We start from the raw sequence: 20661 nt of genomic DNA on the forward strand, positions 1-20661 counted from the left end.
CCATTATCTGCTACTATACGCTTCAATGATGTAAGGTTTAACCTGTTCAAAATCTTCTACCCATTCTAAACGAATATAGGCCTCATGTGGATACTTAATCGTATCAGAACTGCTTCTGTTATAATCTCTTTTTAGTATTTTGTCGATTTTTGTTTGAATTTCTAACCCTTTCATTTCATCTTTATTTCCAACATGGAGAATTAAACACCTTTGCCTTGCAGTAGTTAAAGTCGCAAATTTTGGGAATCCTTTTCTTCTGTATCCAATTCCATCTGCTGTTCCCGCATCTTCTACTTCAAATTTCGCATTATTCCATATAAAACTATCAATTTCACGCGCCAGTTTTCTTGCTTTATCTTTTTCAAAACGCAAAAAGAAATATTCTTTAGATTTTTGTCTATCACCGATACAATTAATAACACAGAATTCCTCAAATTGTTTTAGTAAAAAACTAGAAAGGACATCTCCCTCTTTTTCAAAATCCTTTTGTTTAGCCCGAAAAAATTGCCGAATTTCTATCCATGTCATAATAATAGGTTCATCTAGAATATTTTGACCGTTCGCAAATAACCTTCTATGTCCCTCCAACTGCTCCTTATTTAAGTAAGAATTATAGCCAATCTTATTTTCTAATAGGAGAGAGATCTCATCTGATAATATTGCACCATCAGGAATGTTTGAATCTTTATATGTACCGTTCTTAATTTCTTTATTTTCGGCAATACCAACTACCACCGCAATAGGAGTAATTGTATTTAATTGTGATGTTAACTGTTGCCTGAACTCAAAATTATCGATTTCTTTTATCTCAATACCAATAAATCTTATAAACTCACTTGCTAAAACTGGGGATGCGTGCTGTAAGACATTTAAAAATGCCTTAGTTACATTATTTTCAATTTGCAATTGATTTGTCTCTTCGTCTTTATTTCTAGTCTGCCCCCGGTAATAATGAAAAATATTATTGTAAATTGACATTAACTCATTACTCCTTTATTTTAGAAGGCACTTCAATAATGGCTATCTTAAACTCTCCACCAGTAGACTCCGTAACTTTAGAATAAGGAAGCCAATTTAGTTTATATGTACCTAAAATATTTAAGGAAGATTCCCTTCCCTTCATAGTTCCTTGCCCTGTATTTTGTCCCCACTTTATCTCACCTTCTAAAACTTTTCCATTATGAATTCGATACTCAATATCATTAGGGACCTTCTCACGAAGCACAGGCTGTTTCCACAGTGCAGATTCATTCGAAAGGATGATAGCAAATCCATTGGTGTTATCTAAAGTGTTACACACAGTTTCGATTCTCACAATGTCTTTAATAAAATCATACCTTGCTAAATCAGGTGCTCCGTGATTTTTCAAGTTATATGTTTCATCATTTATTTGCAAACTAATTTTTTTAGTAATATATTTTAACTCTATTACTGTTCGATAGCCATTTGGATGCGAAACCCAAATATCAAGATACATATTACCATCGGAAATTGCCGGGTTGTATTCTAATCTTAGATTACTCTGGGAATAGTTTTTATGGATTTCCCAAGCCAAAGCATGTTGAAAATCTGCTTCTGAATGAAACACTGGTCTTTCTTTAGATAAGGTAGTCAATATCGAAGACAATTGATCCATAAGGCAACACCCCTATTCGATTTTTTAAGTGATTTATTAAATAAAGAAAGAACCCATTAATTTTCATAGATGGGCTCTTTCTATCTGCGCTGAACATTCATTCCATATATTCTTTACTACAAACAAATTTCTCTAGGCATCCATTGGCCAGCCCTTAAACTGCTCCTCAGCCTGTTCCATAAATTTGTTGGTTAAAAATTGAAGTTGTTGCCCTGTTACTTTCTCCTTCATCAAAACCATTTTGACAGCAAGTTTCACTTTGGCATAAATATCTTGTCGGTGAGGGCTAGTCCAATCAACATCAAGTTTCTTTTTTAATTCATTAACAACTTTGTGTATTAAGTTTGCTAAGAACTCATTAGAAAAAGCGCCTTCTTCCATAGAAGTAATTGCTTTGTAAAATTCAATTTCTTCTTCAGACAAGCCTAAGTCCTGCCGTTTGCGCATTTCCTCTTCCATTTCTTTACGCATTTTAATCATCATGCGAACGACATCTGCCGCTTGAATAACACGATTATGGTATTCAGTTAATGTTTTTTCTAGTAACTCTTGCATTGTTTTTGTTTGCGGACTTCCTTGTTTAAAGGTTACTCTGATTTTGTCCTCAAGAAGTTTTTTAAGTAATTTTAACCGTAGATCCTCATGTTCTTTCTTTGTTAAATCGGCTAAAAATTGCTCATCAAGAATACTAATATCCTGCCGTTCTATTCCTGCCACTTTAAAAATATCTACCGTTTCTTTTGCTAATAAATTTTGATCTAATAGCGCTGACAATTGCTCTTCTAATGTCTTATTCCCTCCTGCAGTCCCACCGGGAGGTCGTAAATGTTTGCGTAATTGAGCCTTTAACATTAAATAAAGTGTTACTTCATCAGCAATGACCATTACTTCTGGCTGATTTTTAACAAGTTGGTAGGATTTCTCTAGTTTCGTTGCATATTGTATATAATCCTCTGTATCGCTGCTTAATAGCACATTTACTAAATCTGCTATAAAATCTTCCCTATCTATTTGGGGTTTATGTCTCCAACCTTCTATCTCTATATTTGAAGGGATAAAGTTTCTAACGGATTCTAAATTTTCATTAAAAATTCTAATTGCCTCAGCAACATCATAAGCAGGATTGCCTGTTCCTCCGCCCTTAGTATATTTTTGTGTTGCCTCTTTTAGAGAAGTAGCAATGCCTATATAATCGACAACCATTCCACCTTCTTTACCGGGGAAGACTCGGTTAACCCTTGCAATTGCTTGCATTAGATTATGCCCCTTCATAGGCTTATCAACATATAGGTATGAGAGTGGCTGTGCGTCCATACCTGTTAGCCACATATCCACTACTATTACAAACTTAAGTGGGGCTTCAGGGTTCCTTAATTTAGCCTTAACATCTTCTTGTTCTTTCTTAGACTTAATATGGGAATATTGGCTTCCTTCTTGAATTTCTCTCCATTCGCGCGGATCTTTTGATACATCGCCTGTCATAATGACTTCCATTTTTGGACAACCTTCTACCTCTTTCAGACAATCGTATAAATCTGCAGCAATTTGACGGCTCATACAAACGATCATTGCTTTTTGAAAAGGATTGGCCATTGAATTAAAATGTGATACGATATCGTTTGCAAGACGTTTGAGCCGTTTTGGAGTTCCCACAACTTTTTCTAAAGCGGCCCACTTTCTTTTATATCCCTCTGAATCATCACTTTCACCATTGTCTACAAATATATCATCGAATTGACCATCTATATCCTCTGCGGTTAAATCAAGTGGTACTAGTCGGCTTTCATAATAGATTGGTAATGTTGCTTTATCCGCAACAGCCTGTGCCATGTCATAACGATGAATAGTGTGTCCAAATATCTCTTCTGTATTGTTTCCAACAAAATCTACTGGAGTCCCTGTAAAGCCGATATGGGAGGCGTTTGGAAGTGCAAAACGCAATTGCGCCGCGTAACCACCTTCAAATCCTGACTGTGTACGATGCGCCTCGTCAGCAATTACAACAATGTTCCTCCGTTCTGAAAGTACAGGGTGTTGTGTTTCTTCACCTTTTAGGCGAAATTTTTCTATTGTTGAAAAGACAACAGGGGTGGCTTCACCTCTAAGAATTGTTCTTAACTTTTCAGTGCTACTTGCCCTTTCAACCTTTCCTATTAATGACTCACCCTCAACAAAAGTATCATACAATTGTTCATCTAAATCATTTCTATCCACTTGAATCACAATGGAAGGATTATTTAGTTCAGGATGTCTGCTTAAAATACCTGCAAAGAAAAGCATACTTAATGATTTCCCTGAACCAGTCGTATGATACATAACGCCAATTTTACGGTCTCCATCTGGCCTTGTTGCACGAACTGTTTCCGTAACTGCAAAATTAACCCCGAAAAATTGGTGGTATTTTGCCCCTATTTTCTTCGTTTTGTCGCCGGCCTTAAGGAAGACTATAAAGTTACGAATATAGTTTAACAGACGGTCTTTAGGGAACAGTCCTTCAATTAATGTACGCATAGTATTTGCCCGATTGTTGTCTACATTTCTTCCGTCAATTGATTTCCATGAAGCAAAAAAATCATAATCAGCAAAAGGCATTCCATGCTTGGTTTCCACATTATCCGAAACAACTGTGAAGGTATTATAATTAAAAAGTTGTGAAATATCATAGGTGTAATTTTGAATTTGTGTATAAGCATCCTTCACAGTTGCTTGTTCACTATTAGGATTTTTTAATTCAAATACAATGAGCGGAAGCCCATTAACATATATAATAATATCTGGTCTTCGAGACATTCTTCCTATAATTGAAAGTTGATTAACAACAAGAAAGTCATTGTTTTCTGGGGTTTTCCAATCAATTGGAAAAACGTGAGGAGTATAAGTTTCACCGTTCAATTCATAGTTAAACTCTACTCCCTTAACTAACATTTGATGAAATGCTTGGTTTCGCTGTATTAAATTGATACCATCAGGCGAAGTAAATATACTTGTCAGTCGTCTTATTTCTTGCTCTGGTATAGTAGGGTAAGCCTTCTTTAGGAAGGCTTCAAACCTATTTAATAATATTACTTCCTGCAAGTGTTCACGTTCACCACGCTGAAACAATTCTTGTGCATGAAGATATTCATAACCAATTCTTTTTAATCTCTCTATTGTAGTTTCTTCGAATGCTGATTCACCTAGAGGTCTGGACATGATGTAACACCTCCTCAAATATTATATTAACGTTTCAACCTTTATCTCTACTTCGTTCAAGTCAATTTCACCCTTAAGAAGACGAGGGAGTATATAATCGATTGTATGGATTAAATATTCATTTTCCTTCAATGTATTGTCAATTAAGTTAAAAATATTTTTGGATTTCTCAGTGTATTCATCAATACGCTTTGCTTTTACAATTTTCAACTTTTTAAAATTTGTTTTACTTATTTCTTTAAATGTACTACCGTTTGCTAACAACATTATTTGATCCATATTATTTTTGAGCCAAGGATATAACTGATACATCGAAAAATTATCATTAGGTATTAAAGTGATAAAACCTTGGTTTGTACAGGATTCTGTTCTATTTATTGCTATTTCGCCAATAGTAGCACGGCTTGTCATCATTATGCTATAAGGAGGAAACAACTTCGCTGAACTTTTTTCTAAACCTAAAGCAGTAATCTTTTTTGAGGAAGATGTTATAAACATTGTTTTACTTGAAGTCAAATCAGTTGGTGAAAACCACTCTATATCACCGTTATCCCAATATTCTACTACTTTTGTTTTCGGTGTTCCCCCACCCATTACTTCAACAGCCTGTCCTATTTCAGTTAATTCCCACCCTTTTGGAATTAATCCTACTTCTGACTCAACTAACTCACTAAATGGGACATAATCGATGAACCAATATTTATACAGTAGATTAGATACTTCTTCCAAAGTTTCAATTATCTTATTATTTACATCAATTTTTTTATAAAGTGTTTCTACAATTTCAATTATCTTTTCTTGCTCTTTGATACTTGGTAAATCTATTTCTATTTGGCTTACTTCAGAAAAAGTTATTTGTGGAAATGTACCGGATCTCGATTCTGCCACTGATTGTAAATATTGTAATGTTTCACTTGATGTTAATAAATAATAAAGGTACTTAGATAAAATTTCTTTTGTTTTTGGTCGTAATACCATTAATTTAGTTGAAACTACATAGTCCTCTGAATCAAAATCAACATATGCAAATCTCTTATTCGCAGGACGAATTTCACTGAATAAAATATCATTTTTCTTAATACTTTTCTTTGCTTGACCGGGCAATGTTTCAACAACAGAATACTCATGATTCAGGACTTTTCCACTATAAATATCTGAGGTATTCAAAAATATTATTTCATCTTTATAGAATGAATGTTTTTTCGATACACTTTCAATTAGATTTCCAAGAAGAACCTTCTTCAATGCTGTCACATTAACCCCTCCAAGTTTTGTTTTATTCTTGCTTGAAGGTCATTAGAAATTTCGAACTGTTCATATAACAGTTTTGTCAATTGATTCATTTTTTCTTCAAAGGAGATCTCATCTTCTTCAACTGTTTCAGTACCTACGTAGGTTCCCGGATTTAATTTATAATCATTTGCTTTAACTTCATCAATTGTTGCTACTTTACAAAATCCTGCAATATCCTCATATTCGCCTGAATCAATATTTTTAAATGAATGATATAGATTCGTTATTTTATCAATTTCTTCGTTTAATAAGGCCCTTTGTTTCCGACTAACTAGTGTACCTTGACTCCTAGCATCAATAAACAATATTTCATTTTTACGATTTCGAAAACCATTTTTACCGTCTCGATTTTTACTTAAGAAGAAAAGGCAGCATGGAATACCTGTCGTAAAGAAAAGTTTTTCTGGTAATTGGACAATACAATCAATATACCCCTCATCAATAAGCCGCTGTCTAACCTCTTTTTCCTCTTTTGTACTTGTAGTCATAGCCCCATTAGCCATTACAAATCCTGCAGTACCATTATCATTTAAATGGTGCAAAAAGTGTTGCATCCACATATAGTTTGCATTGCTATTAGAAACTGGTCCAATAAGACGCGGATCATTCTTTGCCAATCGTTCTGCTCCCCAATCTTTTTGGTTAAAGGGGGGATTGGCTATAACAAAGTCGGCTCTTAAATCTGGAAACTGATCATTTAACAAGGAATCCCCTAGCCTAATCTCTGCATTTATTCCATGAAGCAGTACATTCATTTTCCCTAAGCGAACTGTTGTTGTCACATTTTCTTGTCCGTAAAATGATAATGCTTTTTTTCGTGGTGAATACTCTTCACTTTGAATGAACATTCCACCACTGCCACATGCTGGGTCAAAGACTTTTCCACTTATAGGTTCAAGCATAGCAACTAATAGTTTTACAATGCTTGATGGTGTAAAGAATTCCCCTCCCCTGTTTCCTTCAGATGAGGCAAACGAACCGATAAAATACTCATAAGTACGTCCTAAGACATCCACACTCTCATCGGTCCTAGCACTAAATACATCTCTTGAAAATATTTCAATTAGTCCTGCTATGTTTTCAGCAGGTAGATTAGAGCCTTGAAAGGTTCTTGGTAGCATTCCTTCTAGTTCTGGGTTCTCCTCTTCAATTCGTTTCATTGCATTGTCTAGTATTTCTTTTATATTAGGTTGATTTGCATTTGACATTATATAAGGCCATCGAGCCTCTTCTGGCACTACAAACACATTCTCAGCCTTATACTGGTCATGGTCATCAATTATTACCATTTGCATTTCTGTATCCTCTGTAAACCAATCGCTCTTTGGATCTCTAACCATTTGTTCTAGTTGCATACGACGTTGCTCATATTTATTTGATAAGTACCTTAGAAATATCAACGGTAACACATAATGTTTATAATCAGCAGGTGCCACACTACCCCGCATTTTATTCGCTGCTTCAAATAAGTCTTTCTGAAAATCTATGTCTGCCTGTACCTTCATGGTTTATCCTCCTATATTTCCACAAAACATCTTACTATTTACCTATTTTATCATAAATGAGAAAATCTTAAATTACAGATTACAAATATTAGTAGGTAATAAAAAGAAGTAAGGACCTAATCCTTACTTTAAATAATTTCTATCCTAATTAATTAAATCATAAATTGCTTTATATGCTCTATTAATCGCTTTATTTTTGACTGTGATAGCAAGTAGTTTTTTCACTAAATCAGTTAATTCATTTGACTCTTTACTTTGATTCATTAGTGACTCCTCTTCAGTAATAATAAGATAATATCTTGTTTTTTTTAGTCGGGAGCCTTTCATTTTTACAACAGCAACACAATAATTTTCTTGTTGCGCTAGAACAATATCGTCGCTTACTTGTATAATATGCGTTTCATTTCTTACGTTCATCCATATCCCTCTTTCGTTAGGTAATTCATCATGATGTTCTATATAGCGAGTGCATGACCTTTAATTAAGTGAAAGTTAGAACTAATTTCATTTATAATTGAAAGAGAGAAGAAATAAAATTGATCTAATATAAGGAGAACATTAATGGCATATGACAGAGATAGTATTATAAATATTTTGGCAAACAAGTATTATCAATTCCTTTGTAATCTCCCATTTCATGATCAACTCTTTATGAAGGGAATTCACGAAGGTAAGGGTAAATTTCTCGCAAATTTACATATCAATTTAGCCACAAGAAACCTACCTAAAAAGTGGAATGACAAGCGATATTCTACTGACTATGTAACACCAGCAGCATTAGAAGTTCTCAAGAATCATAGTGTTAAAGGATTAGAGTACGAGCATCTTATTCCAAAGAAGAAATACATACAAGATATATGCGAACAAAAAGCAATAGAAGGAAGTCTTACAGAAGAATTCGTTAGGAATATCATAAATCAGTACCTTTGGACAGCAACAGTTACTTCAGAAGAACATAAGAATCTTTCTCGAAGAGTAATGCCTTTAAACTGGGATCAAACCAATATTAAAGCAAGATATGAGAATGCTGGGCTATCCTTACTAAAACATTCTAAAGACTATTTTTCATAAAATCACTCTAGGAATCGATATTCCAAAATTCTATATATAACAGCACACAATAAAAGTGGTACATAAACTCGAAAAATTGAATTAGGAGGCTACTGATGAATATATTTGATCAAATTTTTAGCAGAACTAAAATTTCACCATTAAAACGAAAAAATAATATTGAATTTGAGATAAACTATCAAACTGAAAATATAACAAAAAAAGGTTTTGAAATAATTTCAAGAGGCCAAAAAGGAGATCATAATTTAATTCTATATAGGCACTTTTATGAAGAAACTCCCAAGGAGGACGAAACTATAATTTTTCTTGGAATTAGAGTAATAACTAATAAAGGGATTCTCCACCCTGATCCAGTTTTAAAAGCATTTTTCAACGATGACTTTACTGATATTTCTTTAGCCGATATTGAAATTGAAGAATATCTTTCTAACCACGGTTATGGAAGCATACTACTTAGCACCCTTATTGAGATTGCAAAAAAAAGGAATATAGATAGTATCACTGGTTGGATATCCAGTGTTGATTTTGACCATTTAGAAAGACTAGTTCATTTTTATAAGAAGCACAATTTTGAAGTGATCTTGGCTGAAAATAGTAAAGACAGCCTAAAAATAGGTGATTTAAAATGGAAAAATTCTAAATAAGGGAGGTCTATAAATGGGGGAAAAGTTAAGTAGTTTTTCATTTGAGCACCTTTTGGAAACCATCGTTAAAGATGAAATATCTATTTCAGTAAATAAATTAAACAAGAGTGAAAAATATCCAATTAAAAAATATCTAACTATTAAAGAAGTATCCTCGTTAACTGGTATTGGTTCTTCCGTAATTCGACAATTGACCCTATCAAGAGCAATGCCACATCGAAAAGTTAAATCTCGGATAATACTAGATGAAAATGAAATTAAGGAAACAATTGAGAGTTATAAAAAGTTTGGCTGGACTGATCCAGATAAAAATTGGGATGTTAAATCAGTTCAATCTGAAATTGCCGACTTTCAAAAGACAAGGGAGGAACCTACTATGATTGATGAAATACTTCGAAAGATAATCAGAGAGGAATTGGCAAGTTTTTCAAATGAAATAAAAAACTATGCAACGAAAGACAAGGAAAGTTACTATGGAAGAACTGTTTTGACTATAAAGGAAGCAGCAAACCATTTTCGGACAAGCCCTTCTACAATTTATAGTTTAATCAAAGAAGATGGTATGCCTCACTTTAAAATTTATAGTAGACACTATATTGTCCTTGAAGAGGCTGAAGCATTTTTATGGAGGGAAACTGCTAAATCTTATGCAGATGAGGGAAATATATATTGGCAACGAATATTACAAAGGCTCGATTGGGAAGAAAAAGAAAGAAACGCAGCATATGAGAAGGCACTAAAAAGGCTAGAAGAAAGTACATATTAGGTATTGAAATGACACTCAATTATAATATTTTTATCAATGCGAAAAGAGCATATCCTAAATGCAAGGGATGTGCTCTTTTACTTAGTTATAAGCAATTATATGACACAACTTCAAATATAGGAGTTAAAAATTATCTTTAATGAAATAAATTTCACGGATTTCATTTTATCTATATTTCAAGAAAAATATATTATTATGATTACTTATAATAAGTGGATATCTAATATAACCTAAACAACATCTAAAAATTCATCGATTGTCATTTGTTCTGAACTTTCAAATATATGACTTCCAGTTTCAATAAATCTATCTGAAAGCAAATATCTTCTTACACTTTTTACCTTTTTATCGTCAACAGAACCAAATGAGTAATTCTGTTCGTGTACTGTAATGCTTACACCCATTTGAACGATTTGCTCGATAACTTCTTTAGTATTATTATGAACCCAACGCTTCATCTTATTTTTAAATGGAGCAGGCAATTGACCCCAAACAGGGTTTATTTTTTCACAAATGCTTGTGCTATTAAACGAAAATGGTTGTGATCCAATATTCTTGCCAATTATACTCCTTAATGAATTTCTTACTTGTGTTTGTAAAATGTCTTCATTTTCTTTCTCTAATTGGCCGTTGATATCAACAGGAACAATATATATTAAACTCTTATTCAATAAGGCTTTTTCATTTATTACTTTATAACTATCCAGTTTTTTGCCCTCAAGTACCGAAAGATATAATCCATCAGGTTTAACTTCTATCCCAAATACATCATGCTGCATAACCTGTCCTAATTTATCCTTAATAATATTACTTATGGAATCCAATGTAGTGGTTAATTTTTTTTGATTTTGTTGACTAACACCGTACATGATTTTTGCATTTATTTTTGATTTACTTTCTAACCCCAAAAAATCTTTTAAATGTTCAGGTGTGAGACTTAGGTAACCAGCAGCCTGCCTTGTCCCATGATGGGTCCAATCAATATCAAAATTCTGAACCTTACATTCAATCAATAAATATTCATTATTACTGTCTTTATATAAAACCACTTCTGGTGTTACTGCTTTTTTGGGTTCAAATAATTCTTTAAGAATTTTTATACTACCTGGCTCTAGTGAAATAGGCTTTTCAATTTGTTTTAATGTGTAACCCTTTCTGTTGAAATATGGATAAAAATTAGAACCTTTAGGGTAGGGAAGGCATAAATGAATCAATAAATTAAGTTGAAATAACGGATTCAAATCTAAATTCAATAATCTTCACCACCTATTACTTGGTTTAATATACCCTCATAAGGATAATCTCCAATAAATACATCAATTTGTGGGTCTAAAAATCTCTGAATATTTGTTACAAGTCGATGTATTGTGTTCCCGCAAGTACCTTTTGGAAGAAATAAGATAAATTCTTCTGTGCTTAAATCTAAAACAACATTTTGCCATAAGTGAAGGTCTACCCCGTAAATGTGAACCCGTTCCTCACTTACCCTTTTAATTTCTCCATAAATTTTAAATGGCTCTCTTCCTTTGGGAAAGGTATATTCAATAAAGTTATTAAAAACGAAACTGCTTAACGGTTTATTAAACCTAATTGTAACAGGACTCGCTTTAAATGAATTGATTACCGATATATCTTTTCCTTTTATGTTCTCTACTTCTATCCAAGTTTTTTGTTCCAAACGCTCTGTCATATTTTGATAAATGCCAACAATTTGTTTTAACTGCATTCTATGGTCTGAGAAACTATCCGAACGATTTGTGAATTTACCATTTTGGTAAACATCATGACCACCTTTTCCTACATGGCTTGGAAACCGTAAACTTCCAACTGAGTGAAAAGAAGAAAAGTATTTTCTAACTCCGTTAAGTTTATCAACTATACCACCTAATTCTTCTACTAATGATACTGAGGAAACTTTGTGTTCAATGATTTCATCTTGAATCTGAAAGTTTTTCTCAAACATGGCATTGAACTCAAATTTCATTTTAGTAAAACGTTCAGGGTGATGAATTGAAGTAATTTCTTCTAAAAAGTTGTCATACATCTTACCTGAAATCCACAACGAATCTAGTATTGAAGATTTTTTGACATACATTGTCGCAAGATGATCCGAATACTTTGAGGATTCCGTTGTATATAAAGTACAGAATCGAGAGTTTATTTGCTCTATAAAACCGATTAATTTATCATTCTCATTTAATATAAACAGTTCTTCATCTATTTGTTGAAGGGAATGTTTTGTATCCCCAAATAAATTCTGAACATTCATGGATTCAGTTAAAACATTTGAAGACTCAAATAGGCTCTGATCAAATGTTTCAAATACATATGATTTTAAGAGTGTATTTTTCATTTTATAATTATCAATTTGTTCTTTAGTACTCTGAGAATACTCTTCTAGATAATTAAAAATATCTTCCCTAGACTTCCATTTTCTATCCATTCCAACACCCCCACGTTAAAAGTTTCTATGTACGAAAAAACCCTCCTCATCCAACGATGAAGAGGGTTCTTTGGGAACGGTGCGCTCAGTTGCGCGGAGTGCTATGACTCAATGTTCCCAAACATTGAATGCGCTCAGTTACGCGGTGCGCTAAGGCACAACATACTATATTATATACCGATAGTGTACTACATATTCCATCTTTTTGCAATATTTTATTATTCAATTGTTGCAGCGGTTGTTTGCAAGGCACTTTGTTTCAATTGCTCTTTCAAATCTTCAATTTCTTCTAATAACTCAACATTCTTCTTTTGCTCTTCCGCTAATTTGCTTTCTATTTCTGTAAATTTATGAAACATATTAGGCATAAAGTGCTCCATAATTGTTAAATCAATCTTATCAAGCACTTCAGGTCTTACCTTAGCCTTTTTCCCATTTTTTTCATGTTGAAATAACACCCTATTTTTATCTACTCCACGAATAGCCTCTAGACAAATTCCACTTCCATGATTCAATCCATCTGCCGAATCAACATCAATATGAAGAGGATCGGTATCACCATACTTACCAGTAGATATTGGTGCTACAAGAAGTTGTCCTTTATTATTATCATATAATACTACTGCAGGATGTAAGAAAGTTAATTCCTTATTAAAATGTCCAAATAACTCTACTTCTACTATATGGCCTCTGGATAAGTTTCTCCTAAAGAGATGCGGTAAATTTCTTGATTGGTCTTTGACATATCTCTCTAAACCAACTAACCAACGAATACCATAATATTGGTTTTTCTTCATAATTTCATTAAATAGTTCTGATAAAAGTTCATTACTATCTTTTATTAACTGTATATCTTCATGCATTTTAGGTATATTTTCATTTGGAATACCCTTAAAAGATTTCAATTTAGTCTTATATTTTTTTGTACGCAATCCAACCTCTCCCAAATCTTGTATATAATTTACTATCTTATCTTATCGTAATAATTGTGAATATAAAAGTAGAAATCTTGTTTTGGCGAAATCAAAGGACATCAAAAATAAAATAAAAGCAGGAAATAAATCCTGCTTTTCACTGTTGTATATATTTTGTAATTTGTGTCCTTAAGTATGGTACCTGTGGAGCGTGCAGTTATTCTTCTCAACAATTAATTTTAATGCTTCTTCCTGTAGTTCCATCTGGAACTTTTCTCTAATTCCTGCCTTACGGTATATTCTCCATAATGTTAAATCCTGTCCATTATCCTGCAACTCCTGTACTGCCCATTGTAACCTTCTAATTTGAAAATCTTTAATACTCTCAGTTTGTTCCTCCAAATATTCTTTTGTCATTGGCAGTTTATCAAGGTGTTTTTCCAATAATGGTCTAATTCCAATTCTACTGCCTACTGAACTTATAGTAATACGTATGGGCTTCTCTATAGATAACATATCATTGACAGCACCCCTTACATTTTCGTAAATTTCCTCATCCCGATGCTCCCAGTCAACCCTATGATTATCATTGACCGTTGATTTTAATTTAGGAGAGTTTCGATTCAACCAGTCCTTATCATTACGGTACAACCATGTAAACAAACTATTGTTAAATTGGCGTAATTCTGTTTTACTGCTGCGCGGATACTGTTTTCTTAAATTAAGCCATTCTCTTCTGCATCCTTCTCTCTTCTCAAAAGGAGAATCATGCTTAATAGGATTTATACTCCTATCCTCTTTCTCACTTCTTTTTATCCAATATGTTTGTAAACCTAATTTCTTAGCATATTTTTTGACTGTGGCTGGGTCTACCTCCAATTGCCTTGCTGTTTCCCTTAAACTTAGTCTTTGTCTAGTAAATTGTTTTAATTTGGCTTCCCATACAGGGCCAAATTGCTTAATCTTGGTTATTTTGTATCTGTCTTTCTCTTCTTGATCAGGACCCGTTCTGAGGTAAATAAATCCGCAATCGCACCTAAATATCCCAATGGGACTTTTACTATCCGTGCCATACTTTAATTCTATGTCGGTAACAACGGGGCTTAAATAATGACTAGCAACAGGATTCAAACATGGCCACGGTTTCTCTCCAAACGGTTTATAGTCGATTTTTTTATTTAAAAAATCTGAAATGGAAATTCCGAGGAACTGCATAAATAATAGGTGTCTTAAGGGATGAGTATTTCTATTGTTTCTACGAAGCACATCATTTAGCCAATTGTTATTATTATTGATATCTGATTGCATTTTTTCCAGTAATCCATGGTCATAAAAATCCAAAAAGGACTCTAGCAATTCTTTATTTCTTACCCTACCGTTTACATTTGCAAAACCAAGTTCTTTTAGCCTACTTAAATACTGCTCTTTAAACCAGTCCAACGACTTACTTTCCACCTTATTACTTAACAGAAATTTAATATCTTCTGTAATATGGATTACCTTTTCCATGGTTTTATCAGTGTAATTTGATTCCCAAGTAATTATTTTGCAAGTTTCAGTAGCGGCCAATCTATAATCATGTTTGTTATAACCCCTAACAGGGACTTGGCTATCATACAGTGGCGTCTTATGATCTGGGCAAACAAGAATTCCCGGTATTTGATGGATTCTATGCCAATACAATTCTCCAAGGTTATTCATCTCTTCCTCAACACATTGGGGACAAAATTTAAAGAACTGATTCAACTTAATTGAACTTGCCATCAAACCAATCCTATTATAAATGCTGCCCCCATTATCCCCAATCATAGATTCTTTTACTTTAGCAGCACGGTCAGGTGGCAGGAAAGCAGCATAAAATGGATACAGTGTATGATTTGTAATTAGGTATTCGGGTGTATAATGATGCCCGACAGGAAGGTTTTCCATAATACGATAGATATGAGAAGGCAAGTCCATTATTGCTGTAATACTGTCCGTTCCATATACATCCTTTTGTGTCGCTTTGATACTTACGTTTCCACTACGTATGTGGTATCTCGCCAAAACACTATATAAAAGTTCGTCCTTATACGGGACAGGAAAGAAGGTCATCATTTCCCATCACCCTGTCCGACCAAAATCGTTTTCATGACTTTTAATAAAGCCACCATTACTAAGAATTTCATACGCTGTCTTGTTCTCTTTTCGTCCCTCAATAACTAAATTCCTTATATCATTCACTACCGAAGATTCTTCCTTCTTTGGCCTTTTCTTTCGTTTATTTGAAGCGGATATTCTCTGAATGACTTTCACAACCAGTTCGTTGATATCCAAATTCCCCTCTTTTTCAATAATTTCCTCTACAACCTTTTGAACCTCGTTTGGTTCAAAATCCAATTCTATAAGTTTCAAAATTGCCTTTTCTTTTATGGATATACTCATTTCTTGTTCTTTTTTCTTTTGCGTTCTTTTTATTGCCTCCATCTTCATTTGCAAATCAATAGAAGCCCTTTCTCTATCCATAAATCCTAAAAAATCTACATCCACTGTACTGATATCCTCAAACTTTGCAATCTTACTAATGTTGCCCGACTTCAAAGCCTGAATCATTGGTTTAACAAGTTGTAAATGCTTATTAGCCACCTGACCAATGGTTTCTGGTGTTATTTCTTCCCTACCTGTCATAATGGCCTCAATTTGACCCATGGCGTAAAGTTTTACCGCGATATCAATAATACCTTGGCTTTCCTCATACAATGTATTCTTAAAATCATCTGTTAAAGGAATCTGCTTCTTGGTCCATTGATAACCCCAAAGCGCATTAATCAATAACTCCCAGTTTTGGTTGTTTTTTAATCTATCCCAAATCATATCTCCTTGACCACTTCCCCGCCTTGCCTGTCTAAATTCGCTTTGCAAAATAGACAATCCAGCGGGTGTTCCTACTAAAATAACTGGAACTCCAATTGTATTAACTAGTGTTACAAAAAAGTTCAACATTTTTTGATCCCCACCACTTTTTGCTTTACTTAAATGCTGAATCTCGTCTATAACTAAAACACCCAGCCCTGTGTTTCTCGCTATTTGAGACATAATTACTAACATATCATTTATTGTTTTTCTACCTAGCCCAAATTTTTTGTGATACTCCGTTCCCAACAAATCGTCTACCTTACGGAAAAATTCTAATGCTAATCCTCTCAAGGAAGAATCAAATGGACAATCAAGTTTAAGCCATACAAGTTGATACATACTGAAATTTAATCCGTTATAGTCCTTGTGAACAATAACTTGAGGGTATAATGATAAAATTCTATTTATAGCCGTTGTTTTTCCCATGCCACTCACACCGATTATCGTAAATCCTGCTGCAGTTGTTCTAAAAATACTGTTATTGCTTAATTCACTTTGCAATCCTTTGATATTTCGATGTCCTTCCTGCAAGCCCTGTGCATAACCGGCTCGAAAAGGATTTCTTGCCAAATATCCCTGACGAATTACTCTGGAAATTCTACTTTCTAAGTCCAAGTGTATCCATAACGGTTGAAAGCATTGGAATAATCTTTGTACTAAATGAATGCGATAATGTTTATCTAGTATTCTTTCTTTTGGATTGTATTCAGCATATATAGCCATTTTTTCAATGGCTTCCTCTGTAGAAAGTATTGAAGGAAGTGCCTCTATGAAAGGATTACCACTATATTCCTCAATCACCTGTTCCCCGTATTTAGCAATAACAGCATCACTACCATTTGGAATAATAATATTATTCATCTTTCTTTTTTAAAGCCTCCTTCTGCTTTCTCAACAACAAATCAAACCCTGAATCCCCCATAAATTCATCACTTTCTGATTGATTAAAAGGAACAATCTTAGAGTTTTCTATATTAACTTTATTTAATTCAAAAGCCTCTTCATCACGTTGTATCATTTTTTCAACAGCACGGTTTGCCCGAATGCTCCCTATTCTGCCCCTTTTACTAATTACATCCGTTTGTTTTTGAGATGTTTCCATTTTTGCCTGCTTTACAATCTCTTCAATTTCAGTGTTTAAATCAACTTTTGACTGTATTGCTTTCTCCTTGTGCTGCTTTTCTTTCAGTTTTTCGTATTCTAGCAAGTAATTAATTTCTTCAACTACCTTGCCCTTATATCGTTGCTGATGTTCCAATAAAAAGCATTTATCAAAACTCAAACCATTTTCATCCCGTAAATATAAATAATCCATATTTCTTGGATCATAACTTATTTCAATTTTCCAAGTGCCCCGGTTCCGTGCCTTTTCAAACCATCTTTCCTTTAAAGACTGTTTTGAACCATAGAGTAATCCTTTATACGCAATCCCCTTTGCAGTTACTGTAGCCTTGCCCGTTGGCATGAGATTGAGTTTTACAACATCTTCTGAAACATGACGTAACTTTCCTGATTTGTTGTTTATCCCCCATTCCCAGAGTTGTAGTGGAATAGACTCTATTCCGTCCTCCACCATCATTTCTTCACGCTGATAGTTTGTAAGATAATGTTGATTATTATGATATAAAACACATTTGATAATCACTTGAGTAAACTGGTAAATATCCAACTGTGCCTCCAAACGGTAATCACGATCCCCACGTTCTTTAACAGGCTTTACCGAACCCGGTAGAAAAGCCTTCGTTCTTGTATTGGTCACTCGAAAATGTTGTTCAATTATTCCCTTTAAGTCAGCCCTGTACGAAGGTGTATTTAAAATTTTTATTCCGAAGTTATTAATTAGGGGCTCAACTTTACTTCCCTCTAATTCCCCTCGGTCAGCCAAGATAGATTCTGGAAGGTGTGCGACTGGCCACTCATGTTTTTCAATCTCAATTCCGAAGTCCCGACAAAAACTAACTTTATCAGAAGCAGCATTAGCCAAAGCCATCATTGCACCAGCCCAAGATGGACCCTCTAAACCAATATAAAGACCGACTATCATTCTGCTATAAACATCCATTACGGAATAGATTACAGGTCTTCCAATTATCCAGTCACGATTAAATCTTGATAACAAGTACAAATCGCCTATTGTTGCGTCAATCTGATAAATTGCACCGGGGCCTAATGATTCTGTCGTCGACTCACCTATAATTGCTCTATGGTTTTGTTCATAATTTTTCCGACCTTTTCTTTGGCTAATTTCTTTTTTGATATCCCTTTCCTTTTCAAACCAATACCTAAATTGATTTAGTGATGGTAACTCTCCATAGGATTTTATTACTGGTATTTCCACTTTTCCTTTCACTTTACTATCCATACTAAAATACTCTTTTAACATTAGTTCGTAGGTAAGAGTAAGTGATTTTTCGGTAGAGGAGTAATAATGCTTGTTTATGGCAGACCTAAATATTTTTTTGATATTTTCATCAATGTTTATTCCTTCGCCTGTTACCTGTCCATGCTTTCTAGGCCTTCCTCTTTTTACCTCACTAGCCTTCTTTTCCTTACCTTTACCTCCACACAGATAATAGTCAGGTAAAAGGGCATTTTTTGTTTTACCGCGTTGCCAATACTTCTTTAAATAGCGGATAACAGTACTTTCATGAATATTGTGGGCTTCACTCTTTTTTAGAATTAATTTTCTTCTTTCTGCAGGGTGGTAGACAAATGGCTCCAACTTCACAATATCCTTTATGATTTCCCAAGTACTGTTACGTAAGGACAGATGTTTTTCAGGAATATCATTTTCATTTATCAACCGACTGAATGGGTCCTTTTCAACAAGAATTATGCTACCCTTGTTAAGCCCCTCTTCCACTTCTGAAATATTCCTTTCATAGGGCAAAGAGGTGGTATGAATATTAAAAAAATACCCATAATCATGTTCTTTATTAACCCATAATACCCTTTCTACTACTTTCTCGTTTTCTGAATCAGTAAAGGAAATAAGATTATTAACTACAAGCATTTTCTTTTTACCTCCTCATTCGTAACTCGTGGCTTTACTTCTATTGTTGGATTGGATAGATTTACGTCAATTTGGTTAGTCATATCTATCCCAATCTGTTTGGAAGCAATTAAAAACTTAAACACAAACAACGCTGTTCCTGAATCGTAATTAAATTCCTTGTCAAAGTCAGCAGTAATCTGTCTAATTGAATGCTTGGCATCTACTAATCTTTCTATTAAAGAGTTGCCTAAATAAATCAGTTCATCCTGTGTAAAACCTCTTTCAGCATATGAATATAAGCAGGAATGCACCCATTCAATATTTTTTGCAAGCACATTAGAAATTTCTTTTTGAGTAACAACTCCCCAGTCTATTCCTTTTTCTGTCCAATATCTGCGTTCAATCTCTAATCTTTCTAATGTCTTTTTCTTCTCAAGTTCTGAAGCCATTTTTATGCTTCGTGCTAAATACAAATTAACTCCATCTGCTCTGTTTATAGTTATTAGGAAATTAGTGCTTAGTGTATATGGATATCCACTATCTTTATCTGTAAATAGTTTGAAATTCAAATCTGATTTATGTTGAATAGTATCTTCAAGGTCCAAAAGGGGATAATGTTCTCGAATGTCAACAACTGTATCTTCCCACTCCAGCATATAAAAGTAGCGAGCCTGCAAATCTGAAAATAAATGATGTATCCTGCCACTCTTCCACCCTAGTATTCGTGATACTCTCCCCATAGAAGGAAAATCCTGAATAGTCAACCATGGTTTATATTCCTTACCTGCCCCCTTTCCCCGTCCTTCTTTAACAAACCGATTATATTTATTCTCATTCCAAGATTGATTGCGTTTAGTCATTTTCCACTTCCTCTACTACGATAAGGTGAATTTTAGTAACTCGATTCTATCGGGCCGGTTAGACACATTCAATATCCATCAGCAATCTTTTTTATGATTTTAAGGGAACATTATTATCATTCTTCTATCTCCTAAGATATTTACTGCAAATAACTTTTTGTAACTATGTTAAATTAGAATAAAGTTTGCAGAAGCGAGGAATCACGTTCACCCCTTGCCACATCTGACTTCAAAGGCATTACCCAACTTATTTCATGAGAATAAAGTTTGCTCAAAGATTTGCCCATTTTCAGCCGAAAAGTAACTCTAAAAGTAAAAAAGATAAGAATAAAGTTTGCTTAAACATAGTGGAGAGACCACCATACTAGGGGAGTGACCAAAACCCAATTAGGGCACCTAACGGTGCCCCCTGTACCATAACCGATTCTTGCCTTCTAATCTGGTGCC

16 protein-coding genes are annotated in these 20661 nt (G+C 34.0%); 3 read left to right on the top strand and 13 right to left on the bottom strand.

Translation table 11 applies throughout. From position 1 onward, the window contains the following. Positions 1-3: 3 nt before the first annotated feature. From Q9R36_RS23930 to Q9R36_RS23955, 6 genes are all read right to left on the bottom strand, one after another. On the bottom strand, positions 4-978 hold the full coding sequence (locus Q9R36_RS23930) for a hypothetical protein (protein WP_311226001.1): 975 nt from the start codon (positions 976-978) through the stop codon (positions 4-6). Positions 979-985: 7 nt separating this feature from the next. Beyond that, a complete protein-coding gene (locus Q9R36_RS23935; RefSeq protein ID WP_311226002.1) occupies positions 986-1636 on the bottom strand; it encodes a hypothetical protein in 651 nt (216 codons plus the stop codon). A 132-nt stretch (positions 1637-1768) separates the two neighbouring features. Continuing rightward, positions 1769-4828, bottom strand: coding sequence for a type I restriction endonuclease subunit R (locus Q9R36_RS23940; RefSeq protein WP_311226003.1), 3060 nt, complete (start codon positions 4826-4828; stop codon positions 1769-1771). Between the two features lie 21 nt (positions 4829-4849). Next, complete coding sequence (locus tag Q9R36_RS23945) at positions 4850-6082, bottom strand: restriction endonuclease subunit S (RefSeq protein ID WP_311226004.1); 1233 nt, start codon at positions 6080-6082, stop codon at positions 4850-4852. Beyond that, entirely contained in the window at positions 6079-7626 is a 1548-nt protein-coding gene (locus Q9R36_RS23950; protein ID WP_311226005.1) for a type I restriction-modification system subunit M, read from the bottom strand. The genes Q9R36_RS23945 and Q9R36_RS23950 overlap by 4 nt, the downstream gene beginning before the upstream one ends. Before the next feature lie 144 nt (positions 7627-7770). Beyond that, positions 7771-8043 (bottom strand): hypothetical protein, encoded by a 273-nt coding sequence (locus Q9R36_RS23955; protein WP_311226006.1) that lies wholly within the window; start codon positions 8041-8043, stop codon positions 7771-7773. A 144-nt stretch (positions 8044-8187) separates the two neighbouring features. On the opposite strand from Q9R36_RS23955, the gene Q9R36_RS23960 reads away from it, so the two are divergent. The 3 genes from Q9R36_RS23960 to Q9R36_RS23970 all read left to right on the top strand — a co-directional run bounded on the left by Q9R36_RS23960 (position 8188) and on the right by Q9R36_RS23970 (position 10107). Next, entirely contained in the window at positions 8188-8697 is a 510-nt protein-coding gene (locus Q9R36_RS23960; protein ID WP_311226007.1) for a hypothetical protein, read from the top strand. A 95-nt stretch (positions 8698-8792) separates the two neighbouring features. Beyond that, positions 8793-9341, top strand: coding sequence for a GNAT family N-acetyltransferase (locus Q9R36_RS23965; RefSeq protein WP_311226008.1), 549 nt, complete (start codon positions 8793-8795; stop codon positions 9339-9341). 13 nt (positions 9342-9354) lie between these two features. Then, positions 9355-10107: a helix-turn-helix domain-containing protein gene (locus tag Q9R36_RS23970; protein ID WP_311226009.1), complete on the top strand. Its 753-nt coding sequence runs from the start codon at positions 9355-9357 to the stop codon at positions 10105-10107. 230 nt (positions 10108-10337) lie between these two features. Here the strand turns inward: Q9R36_RS23970 and Q9R36_RS23975 are convergent, their stop codons facing one another. The 7 genes from Q9R36_RS23975 to Q9R36_RS24005 all read right to left on the bottom strand — a co-directional run bounded on the left by Q9R36_RS23975 (position 10338) and on the right by Q9R36_RS24005 (position 20214). Continuing rightward, positions 10338-11360, bottom strand: a complete 1023-nt coding sequence (locus Q9R36_RS23975; RefSeq protein WP_311226010.1) for a hypothetical protein — start codon at positions 11358-11360, stop codon at positions 10338-10340. Next, on the bottom strand, positions 11357-12550 hold the full coding sequence (locus Q9R36_RS23980) for a hypothetical protein (protein ID WP_031539048.1): 1194 nt from the start codon (positions 12548-12550) through the stop codon (positions 11357-11359). Before Q9R36_RS23980 ends, Q9R36_RS23975 begins: the two co-directional genes overlap by 4 nt. A gap of 218 nt (positions 12551-12768) precedes the next feature. Further along, positions 12769-13482: a type II toxin-antitoxin system PemK/MazF family toxin gene (locus Q9R36_RS23985; protein ID WP_311226011.1), complete on the bottom strand. Its 714-nt coding sequence runs from the start codon at positions 13480-13482 to the stop codon at positions 12769-12771. A gap of 171 nt (positions 13483-13653) precedes the next feature. Next, positions 13654-15561, bottom strand: coding sequence for a TnsD family Tn7-like transposition protein (locus Q9R36_RS23990; RefSeq protein ID WP_311226012.1), 1908 nt, complete (start codon positions 15559-15561; stop codon positions 13654-13656). Positions 15562-15567: 6 nt separating this feature from the next. Next, positions 15568-17220: an ATP-binding protein gene (locus tag Q9R36_RS23995; RefSeq protein WP_311226013.1), complete on the bottom strand. Its 1653-nt coding sequence runs from the start codon at positions 17218-17220 to the stop codon at positions 15568-15570. Continuing rightward, positions 17213-19372 (bottom strand): Mu transposase C-terminal domain-containing protein, encoded by a 2160-nt coding sequence (locus tag Q9R36_RS24000; RefSeq protein WP_311226014.1) that lies wholly within the window; start codon positions 19370-19372, stop codon positions 17213-17215. The genes Q9R36_RS23995 and Q9R36_RS24000 overlap by 8 nt, the downstream gene beginning before the upstream one ends. Beyond that, complete coding sequence (locus Q9R36_RS24005; RefSeq protein WP_311226015.1) at positions 19363-20214, bottom strand: TnsA endonuclease C-terminal domain-containing protein; 852 nt, start codon at positions 20212-20214, stop codon at positions 19363-19365. The genes Q9R36_RS24000 and Q9R36_RS24005 overlap by 10 nt, the downstream gene beginning before the upstream one ends. Positions 20215-20661 lie beyond the last annotated feature (447 nt).

Origin of the sequence: Bacillus sp. AG4(2022), assembly GCF_031844465.1 — a bacterium.
Classification (GTDB): Bacteria; Bacillota; Bacilli; order Bacillales; family Cytobacillaceae; genus Bacillus_AB; species Bacillus_AB infantis.

Coding starts and splice junctions, on each gene's coding strand:
- Q9R36_RS23960 (WP_311226007.1), top strand. CDS start 8,188: ATGGCATATGACAGAGATAGTATTATAAATATTTTGGCAAACAAGTAT.
- Q9R36_RS23980 (WP_031539048.1), bottom strand. CDS start 12,550: ATGGATAGAAAATGGAAGTCTAGGGAAGATATTTTTAATTATCTAGAA.
- Q9R36_RS24005 (WP_311226015.1), bottom strand. CDS start 20,214: ATGACTAAACGCAATCAATCTTGGAATGAGAATAAATATAATCGGTTT.
- Q9R36_RS23930 (WP_311226001.1), bottom strand. CDS start 978: ATGTCAATTTACAATAATATTTTTCATTATTACCGGGGGCAGACTAGA.
- Q9R36_RS24000 (WP_311226014.1), bottom strand. CDS start 19,372: ATGCTTGTAGTTAATAATCTTATTTCCTTTACTGATTCAGAAAACGAG.
- Q9R36_RS23950 (WP_311226005.1), bottom strand. CDS start 7,626: ATGAAGGTACAGGCAGACATAGATTTTCAGAAAGACTTATTTGAAGCA.
- Q9R36_RS23995 (WP_311226013.1), bottom strand. CDS start 17,220: ATGAATAATATTATTATTCCAAATGGTAGTGATGCTGTTATTGCTAAA.
- Q9R36_RS23990 (WP_311226012.1), bottom strand. CDS start 15,561: ATGATGACCTTCTTTCCTGTCCCGTATAAGGACGAACTTTTATATAGT.
- Q9R36_RS23970 (WP_311226009.1), top strand. CDS start 9,355: ATGGGGGAAAAGTTAAGTAGTTTTTCATTTGAGCACCTTTTGGAAACC.
- Q9R36_RS23935 (WP_311226002.1), bottom strand. CDS start 1,636: ATGGATCAATTGTCTTCGATATTGACTACCTTATCTAAAGAAAGACCA.
- Q9R36_RS23955 (WP_311226006.1), bottom strand. CDS start 8,043: ATGAACGTAAGAAATGAAACGCATATTATACAAGTAAGCGACGATATT.
- Q9R36_RS23965 (WP_311226008.1), top strand. CDS start 8,793: ATGAATATATTTGATCAAATTTTTAGCAGAACTAAAATTTCACCATTA.
- Q9R36_RS23940 (WP_311226003.1), bottom strand. CDS start 4,828: ATGTCCAGACCTCTAGGTGAATCAGCATTCGAAGAAACTACAATAGAG.